We start from the raw sequence: 8,799 nt of genomic DNA, 5'->3' as shown, positions 1-8,799 counted from the left end.
ACGAGCGACGAGGAGGCTGAAGCCATGCCCGTGGAAAGCGAGCCGAATGGAGCGGAAATCAACGTTTCACACGATTCCATTAACAATAAAAGGTAAATCAACACGCTTGAAAAAAAATAAGAAATAACATGCATCATAGGATAATAAAGTTTGTTTAATTTTAAATTTTTTTGTTCTTTAAGTAGATTTTGGCATCGAAGTTGCTTGTTAAATATTAAGGCATTGTCTAGATGTGAAGAGCTAGCAACTGTCAACATACTAAATATTAAGGGGTGGTTTAATGGGGGCGTTACAAAAATCACTAAAGTCACGGCACATTACAATGATTTCGATTGGTGGGGTAATTGGTACAGGATTATTTGTTGGAACAGGTAAAAATATTTTAAGTACAGGTCCAGCTGCAGTCGTATCATATGCCATTGCATGTTTACTCATTGTGTTAATTATGCAGATGGTAGGAGAAATGGCTTCGGGAGAAATAGCGATGGGAGAGAAATCGAATGGTTCTGCCGAGCTCGGTTCATTTGCCTCTTATGCAGGGAAATATATTGGTCCATGGGCAGGTTTTACAGTAGGGTGGCTTTATTGGGCGAGTTGGGTATTTATCGTTGGCTTAGAGGCAGCATTAATTGGTGGTATACTCAACGGATGGTTCCCTTTTATCCCAGTATGGGCAGGCGGCGTCGGCATTACATTGTTAATGACGATTATCAATATATATTCTGTTAAATCATTTGGAGAGTTTGAGTACTGGTTATCGTTTGTTAAGGTGACGGCAATTATTGTATTTTTAGTTGTTGGTACAGCAATGATTTTAGGCATTTGGCCAAACTATGAACCACAAGGATTCGGCATTTTAACAGCATATGGTGGATTTGCACCAAATGGGATTGTCCCAATATTAACGGCTATTGTTTTTGTTATCTTCTCTATTTGTGGGGCAGAGGTAGCGGCAATAGCGGCTGCTGAATCCGAAAATCCAGCAAAAAATATTGTAACAGCTATTCGGAATGTTGTCTTCCGTTTAGGATTGTTTTTCGTAGGCTCTGTTGCGATTATGGTCATGATTTTACCTTGGAATGATATGGACAATTTAGCTGCACCTTATGCCAATATTTTATCAATGGCGGGCTTGCCAATTGCGGCCCAAATTATACAAGTGGTCATTTTCGTCTCGTTAATATCTGTATTAAACTCTGCACTGTATACGAGCTCTCGTATGCTACTAGAAATGTCGAGACAAGGAGATGCACCGAAAATTTTCTCGCAAATTAAAAATAAACGTGGTGCACCTGTCCCAGCAATTATCGGGAGCACAGTCGTTGCATATATTTGTGCTATGTTATACTTTGTTTCACCAGATGTTATCTTCTATTTTCTTGGAAACTGTGTAGGCGGACTAATGATCGCGGTATATATCTTTATCGCGATTTCACAAATTCGTTTCCGGAAACATTATAATCAAGTTTCTGGAAAGCCGTTAGCGATTAAAATGTGGGCATTTCCATACTTATCGTATGTGACGATTGCGCTATTAGCTGTTGTGTACTTATGTCAGATGCTCATTGAATCTTTACGTGCGCAGTTCTATTTAAGTACAGGGGTACTCGTCGGTTCAATCGTGCTGTTTTTCCTTATGAAAAAATTATCTTCTCCTGTTTCTGAAAAATCTGAAAACATAGAGGAGAATTTAACACCTGAATCGAATTAAATTTTAAGAACTGAACTAGATAAATCATGAATACCCTTAGATAGTTTATCTATCTAAGGGTATTCAAATTTTGCAAGATAGGATGTGGCAAAGGTTGAAATCACTAGAATTATATAAAAAGGAACATTTTTTCGTTGTGAATAATGATGAAATTACAATTTCGAGCCAACTTCCACTCGAGTTGATGAACAAAATTGTGAACAATTATAAAAAGGGGATCGAAATATACGAAGCAGAAGGTTACTTAGTGCATGTAGTTGAATCGACAAAAGGCACGCTATTTACTTTAAGGCCTTTGCAATTATTAAGTGATATACACGCTATCACACGATTATCTAAAAACGTGCTGAATTCTATTTCTGAGGGAATCACTATTTGTGATCGCAACGGGAAAATTTTATTTCAAAACGATATTGATATTGAAATAGTAGGCATTAATTTAATGGGTAGGTATGCTAAGGACGTCATTGAAGAAGGGATCATGAGTGATTCTATTTCTTTAAAAGTAATCGAATTACAAGAAAAAGTAACCATTTTGCAAACGTTCATGAATGGTAGATGCTTTTTAGTCACGGGTAAACCGATATTTGATTCGGAAGGGGCTTTACAATATGTTGTGGCGATTACTCGTGATATGACACAGCTAAAGCGTCTAGAGTCAGAAGTACAAAAGCTAGAAATCCAAAATGAAAACTTCAAAAATAAAATACATGCGTTACATCATAAAGAATCAATGAAAACGAGCTTAATTGCGATATCTCCAGCTATGATACAAGTCGTCAAACGAGTAATGCGTGTGGCTGAAGTAGATTCAACCATTTTAATTGGTGGGGAATCAGGGGTAGGAAAAGAAGAAATTACGAAGCTCATCCATGCGAATAGTAGAAGAAGCGATAAGCAAATGCTAACAATCAATTGTAGTGCCATTCCTGAAACACTGCTTGAATCGGAGCTTTTTGGTTATGAAGCAGGGTCCTTTACAGGTGCCGTTAAAGGAGGGAAGCTTGGGCTATTTGAAATTGCTTCAGGTGGAACGATTTTTCTAGATGAAATTGGGGAGATGTCTTTACCATTGCAAGCTAAATTACTGCGGGTGCTGCAAGAATCTGAAGTTCAGCGGATCGGTAGCACAAAGCCGATTCCGATTGATGTTCGGATCATAGGTGCTACAAATAGAAACTTAGAAGATATGGTAAGACAAGGTCTCTTTAGAGAAGATTTATATTATCGATTAAATATTATTCCGATTGACATCCCTCCTTTGCGTGAAAGACGAGAGGATATTATACCGATGATCAATCATTTTTTAGCACTTATTGAAGAAAAATATGGTATTCATCGCATAATCGATAGTAGGGCATTGAAGATGTTAGAACGTTATAATTGGCCAGGTAATGTAAGGCAATTAAAAAATATGGTCGAACGTATTTGTTTACTCGCTACACAACCAGAAATTGGGGTCAATGTGATACAAGAAGAATTAGACAAGAGTATAGTGATTGCTAAAAATATAGAAAATCATAGCGAACGAAACGAGTGCACGGAAAAGCCCATGCTTGATCATTACGCCGGAACATTAAAAGAGCAGGTGGCTATGTTTGAAAAGGAAGTGATTAAAAAAGCGTTATCTGAAAGTAAAAGTGTGCGACAAGCAGCCAAAGTATTGGGCTGTGACCAATCCACTTTAGTTCGTAAAATCCAACGGTATAAATTAATGAAGCAAGTATCGTATGAGGAATGATAAAATGATGCATTTTTACATCATGTATGCGTAACTACATCAAAGAATGCAATTACGCATTACGGATAATGAATTATTACTAATTAATAAGCAAAAATGCATCATAAAAATGGCTCTTCACCCAAATATATACCTGACCGTACATTTCACTACGGGCGGTTGCTTTCCGTTCAAGGTTATCCCGCAGGAAGCTTTGTTCTGTAGCAAAAGGCGAATGTCGTCAGCTACACTTGCTGCCCGTCACTTCATGTGCTTTTAGAGTGCTCCTCTTTTTAATTAAGAACTCATAATGAGCAAATTCTGAAACAGATATTACCATTTAAGTAACCGTTGCTTTCCGCTGCGGCACTCGCTTTCCACGGGCGAGATCAAGCCTCCTCGTCGCTCATGCTTCGCTCCTGCGGGGTCTTGATTGTCTCGCTTTTCCCGTAGGAGTCTCGTGCCTCCGCTACAAGCAACTAGTGTTCAATACAATAATCGGCTGCTAAAAATAAAGAAAGATGCTCATTCATTACAATAGAGGCTTGACAATTATACTTGCAAATAAAGAAAATGATTTCTTTTAGAGAAGATAAATGTTTGTCTAGCATATTAAGAACTATTCACTTTTGCCGTAGCGCGCCATCGCCACAGGAGCCGGAACAGGAGATCCAAACAGGCCACGCCTGTTTTAGCTCCTGTGTAGGCTGTGGCAAAGCGCGGAGGCTACCATACTACTCTCTTACTAATTCTCTAATATGTTTAGGATATATTTTTACTTATTACAAGTATATAAAAGTACAGTTTATTCTTTACAGAAGTAAGTCCCTTTACATTTGCATTTGCGGTTGGCGAAAATGCTTTCTGACTAAGAATAAATAAAAAAAATTCATAAAAAAATCATTTTTATAAACAGTTGGCATGATAATTGCTTCTATAACAATGTAAAAACTTTTTTAGAAAGAGGGTTGGTTACATTGACGATTCAATTAAAAGAAGATTTAAAAAAATTAGATCAAAAGCATTTTCTACACCCGACTACATCTGTTGCACAACAGCAACTAGATGGACCAGCAGCAATTTTTACAGAAGGTAAAGGGATTTATTTGAAGGATATAGAAGGCAAAACGTACATTGATGGGATGTCCTCTTTATGGAATGTCAACATAGGGCACGGTCGCGAGGAAATGGCCGAAGTCGCAAAAGAACAAATGGCTAAGTTAGCATTCAGTTCATGCTTTGCAACATTCAGTAATGAACCAGCTATTTTATTAGCAACGAAAATTGCTGAATTAGCACCAGGTGATTTAAACACCGTATTTTTCACGTCAGGTGGCTCTGAATCAAATGATACAGCGATTAAATTAGCGCGTCATTACTGGTTACTCAAAGGTCAACCACAACGCCAAAAAATTATTTCCCGTACGCATTCTTATCACGGTGTAGCAATGGGTGCAACAAATGCAACGGGATTACAAGCATTTCGTGATTTTACGAATTCACCTGCACCTGACTTCCATTATGTTTATAAAGATTCACCACAGCATTTACGTGAAACAATTGAAGCTTTAGGACCTGAAACGGTAGCAGCGTTTATTTCTGAACCAGTACAAGGGGCAGGAGGCGTAAATGTTCCACAAAAAGATTATTTTAAAGAAATTCGCCAAATTTGTGATGAATACGGCATTTTATTTATTGCGGATGAAGTGATTACTGGATTTGGTCGTACGGGAAAAATGTTCGGCATGGAGCATTTTGGGGTAGTACCGGATATGATGTCATTTGCTAAAGGCGTATCAAGTGGATATGTCCAGTTAGGCGGTGTCATTATTTCCGAAAAGATGCATAAAGATTTTTGTGAATTATCCAAAGGGACATTAATGCATGGTTATACGTATAGCGGGCATGCCTTAGCTTGTCGAATTGGGCTAAAAAACATTGAAATTGTTGAGCAAGAAGGATTAGTTGAAAATGCAGCTAAAATGGGCGACGCATTGCTCGAAGGCTTTAAAATGCTCCAAGAAAAGTATGATTTTATTAGCGGGGTACGTACGTTTGGCTTACTAGGCGCAATTGAATTAACAAAGAGTCGTGAAACGGGCGAGTTATTTGATACGCCACTAAGCCCGATTTTTGTACAGGAAACGATGAAGCGCGGGCTCATTTTAAGAACGGTCACATACGATCAGGACACAGTCGTATTCTCTCCACCGTTAATATTATCAAAAGCAGAAGTAGATGAAATGTTACGTATATTAGATGAAACATTTGAATATGTACAAAAAAATTATGTTCAGAAAGAGGCGAAGGTTAAATGATTATTGGAATCCCTAAAGAAGTTAAAAATAATGAAAATCGAGTGGCGATGACACCAAGTGGAGTTTTTGAATTAGTAAAAAACGGTCATACGGTAAAAGTGGAGACAGATGCAGGGCTTAGCAGTGGCTTTACGAACGAAGCGTATCAAGAAGTAGGGGCTGAAATTGTGGGCTCGGCTAAGGAAGCATGGGATGTAGAAATGGTCATCAAAGTGAAAGAGCCGTTACCAGAAGAATATGGCTTCTTTAAGAAAGATTTAATCGTATTTACGTATTTACATTTAGCACCAGAGCCAGAGTTAACAAAGCAGTTAATGGAAAAAGGCGTTACAGCCATTGCTTATGAAACAATTCAATTACCAAACGGGGCGCTACCGTTATTGATGCCAATGAGCGAGGTAGCAGGTCGTATGTCGGTACAGTTAGGGGCTCATTTTTTAGAGAAGCATGAAGGTGGAAAAGGGATCTTGTTAGGGGGAGTGCCAGGTGTACCGCCAGCGAAAGTAGTCATTGTAGGTGGCGGAATTGTTGGAACGAATGCGGCTAAAATGGCTGTTGGTGCAGGAGCAGAGGTCACAATCTTAGATACAAACATAGAGCGTCTTCGCCAATTGGATGATCAATTTGCAGGCCGTTTAAAGACGCGCATGTCTAACACATTTAATATCGCGGAAGAAGTGAAAGAGGCTGATTTATTAATTGGTGCTGTATTAATTCCGGGAGCACGTGCACCACGTTTAGTGACAGAGACAATGGTGCAAGACATGCCAAAGGGATCGGTCATTATCGATGTTGCGATTGACCAAGGTGGCTCGATTGAGACGATTGACCGCATTACAACACATAGTCATCCGGTATATGAGAAACACGGTGTTCTTCATTATGCCGTAGCGAATATTCCGGGTGCAGTAGCTCGCACTTCCACGATTGCTTTAACGAATGTCACGGTACCTTATGCATTGCAAATCGCAAATAAAGGGTATAAAACAGCGGCCATGGATAATGAGGCGTTAGCGAAAGGAATCAATGTCGCGAGTGGAAAAATCACATGTGAAGCTGTAGCGAAAGCACATAATTTGCTATATACACCATTAAAAGAGTTATTACAAACTGTAGCAGTGTAAAGGAGGAGTTTTATGACTACGATTGTGAAAGAAATTCGTCAGCAATTTAATCCTGCGCGTCCATCTGAATGTGTAGGGCAAGTAGAGCTCATGTCAATTGAGGAAACAAAGGCAGCTTTAACTTCGGCTCAAGAAGCATTTGAAGGATGGAAAAATACGTCATCTGTTGCAAGAGGAGAAATTTTGCGTGTGATGGCACAATTATTGGAAGAAAATATAGATATCGTTGCAGAAACAGCCTCTAAAGAAATGGGAAAAACAAAAAATGAAATGATCGGAGAAGTAAAACGTGGCGCTTCGATTTTACGTTACTTTGCCCAAGAAGGGATGCGTTCTACAGGTGAAGTACTGCCATCTGTAAGTGAAGCGAAGCTATTATATACAAAACGTGTACCACTGGGCGTGATTGCAGCCATTACACCTTGGAATTTCCCTGTAGCAATCCCGCTGTGGAAAATTGCACCTGCGCTCGTATATGGAAATACGGTTGTATGGAAGCCTTCTATTGAAGTGGCGTTAACAGGAAAGCTACTCGGCGAATTATTTGAGAAAGCAGGCTTGCCAAAACATGTTCTTCAGGTCGTTCAAGGCCGGGGTTCGACAGTAGGGCAAGTGTTAGTGGAAGCGTCTGAAGTAAAAGCGATTACATTTACTGGTTCAAATGGTGTAGGGCAAAATATTTTAAATACGGTAGGTCATACAAAGAAAAAAATCCAACTAGAGCTTGGTGGGAAAAATGCCGCGATTATTTTAGCGGATGCAGATTTAGACGTAGCTGCTCGTTTAACAGTAGAGGGCGCGATGAAGCAAACAGGTCAGCGCTGTACTGCTACGAGCCGGGTGTATATTGAAGAAGCGGTGTATGAAAAAGCGTTAGAAAAAATAATAGCAGAAGCGAAAAAAATTGAAGTCGGCGTAACAATGGGCCCTGTTTCATCGAAAGAGCAGTACACTAATATTTTAGCTGCTATCGACAAAGCAAAAGAGGAAGGAGCCACATTAGTAGTAGGTGGTACTGCTACTAAAGGAAAGGAAGAAGGATACTTTATTGATCCGACGATTTTTACAGATGTTAATCATACGATGTCTGTCGCATGCGAGGAAATTTTTGGCCCTGTGTTAGCTGTGATGAAAGTAAAGGATTATGAGGAAGCAATCAAGCTATCGAATGATACAGAGTTTGGGTTAAGTGCTTCCATCTATACGACGAACATACAAAAGGCATTTGATTTTATAGAACGTAGTGAAGTAGGCCTTGTGCAGGTGAATGATGAAACAGGTGGTGCAGAACCACAAGCACCATTTGGAGGCATGAAAAATTCAAGTACTGGGGCACGCGAGCAAGGGCAAGCTGCAAAAGAGTTCTTTACAGCGATTAAGACAGTAACGATTAATACGCGATAAAGTATAGCCTTTGAATATATAATAAAAACTCATAATGAGCAAATATCAAAACATATATTACCATTTGAGTAACCGTTGCTTTCCGCTCCGGCACTCGCTTTCCACGGGCGAGATCAAGCCTCCTCGTCGCTCATCCTTCGCGCCTGCGGGGTCTTGATTGTCTCGCTTTTCCCGTAGGAAGCTTTGCTCTGTAGCGAAAGGCGCAGGCCGTCAGCTACACTCTCGCGCCTGCGCTACAAGCAACTAGTGTTCAATAAAAAATGAGTTGCTAAAAAATAATGAAATATCCTCATTGATTATAGTAGAAGTTAGGCGACGATATGTGCAAATGGAAAGAAAATGGTTTCTTTTAAAGAAGATAAATGTTTTTCTAGTATATTGAGAAGTATCCACTTTTGCCGTAGCGCGCCATCGCCACAGGAGCCAAGATTTTCTTTGCGACGAAAGCGTAGCGTCAGGAGCAGGAACAGGAGATCCAAACAGGCCACGCCTGTTTTAGCTCCTGTGTAGGCTGTGGCAAAG

At 39.7% G+C, this 8,799-nt stretch carries 6 protein-coding genes; 5 read left to right on the top strand and 1 reads right to left on the bottom strand.

Annotated elements, in window-relative coordinates:
* Positions 1-280: 280 nt before the first annotated feature.
* The 5 genes from AC3II9_RS17955 to AC3II9_RS17935 all read left to right on the top strand — a co-directional run bounded on the left by AC3II9_RS17955 (position 281) and on the right by AC3II9_RS17935 (position 8,277).
* On the top strand, positions 281-1,711 hold the full coding sequence (locus tag AC3II9_RS17955) for an amino acid permease (protein WP_489157641.1): 1,431 nt from the start codon (positions 281-283) through the stop codon (positions 1,709-1,711).
* Positions 1,712-1,805: 94 nt separating this feature from the next.
* Positions 1,806-3,452 (top strand): sigma-54 interaction domain-containing protein, encoded by a 1,647-nt coding sequence (locus AC3II9_RS17950; protein ID WP_489157640.1) that lies wholly within the window; start codon positions 1,806-1,808, stop codon positions 3,450-3,452.
* Positions 3,453-4,408: 956 nt separating this feature from the next.
* A complete protein-coding gene (locus tag AC3II9_RS17945) occupies positions 4,409-5,749 on the top strand; it encodes an aminotransferase family protein (protein ID WP_391369166.1) in 1,341 nt (446 codons plus the stop codon).
* Positions 5,746-6,873 carry an alanine dehydrogenase gene (gene ald / locus AC3II9_RS17940; RefSeq protein WP_489157638.1) on the top strand — a complete coding sequence of 376 codons (1,128 nt, stop codon included), beginning with the start codon at positions 5,746-5,748 and terminating at the stop codon, positions 6,871-6,873. The genes AC3II9_RS17945 and ald overlap by 4 nt, the downstream gene beginning before the upstream one ends.
* Positions 6,874-6,885: 12 nt before the next feature.
* A complete protein-coding gene (locus tag AC3II9_RS17935; protein ID WP_489157636.1) occupies positions 6,886-8,277 on the top strand; it encodes an aldehyde dehydrogenase family protein in 1,392 nt (463 codons plus the stop codon).
* A gap of 308 nt (positions 8,278-8,585) precedes the next feature.
* Here AC3II9_RS17935 and AC3II9_RS17930 read toward each other — a convergent pair whose 3' ends face one another.
* Entirely contained in the window at positions 8,586-8,765 is a 180-nt protein-coding gene (locus AC3II9_RS17930) for a hypothetical protein (protein ID WP_489157634.1), read from the bottom strand.
* Positions 8,766-8,799 lie beyond the last annotated feature (34 nt).

The organism is Lysinibacillus sp. RU7, assembly GCF_057837305.1.
Note: the sequence above shows the minus strand (reverse complement) of the source record. Positions and strands in the feature narration are given on the sequence as shown.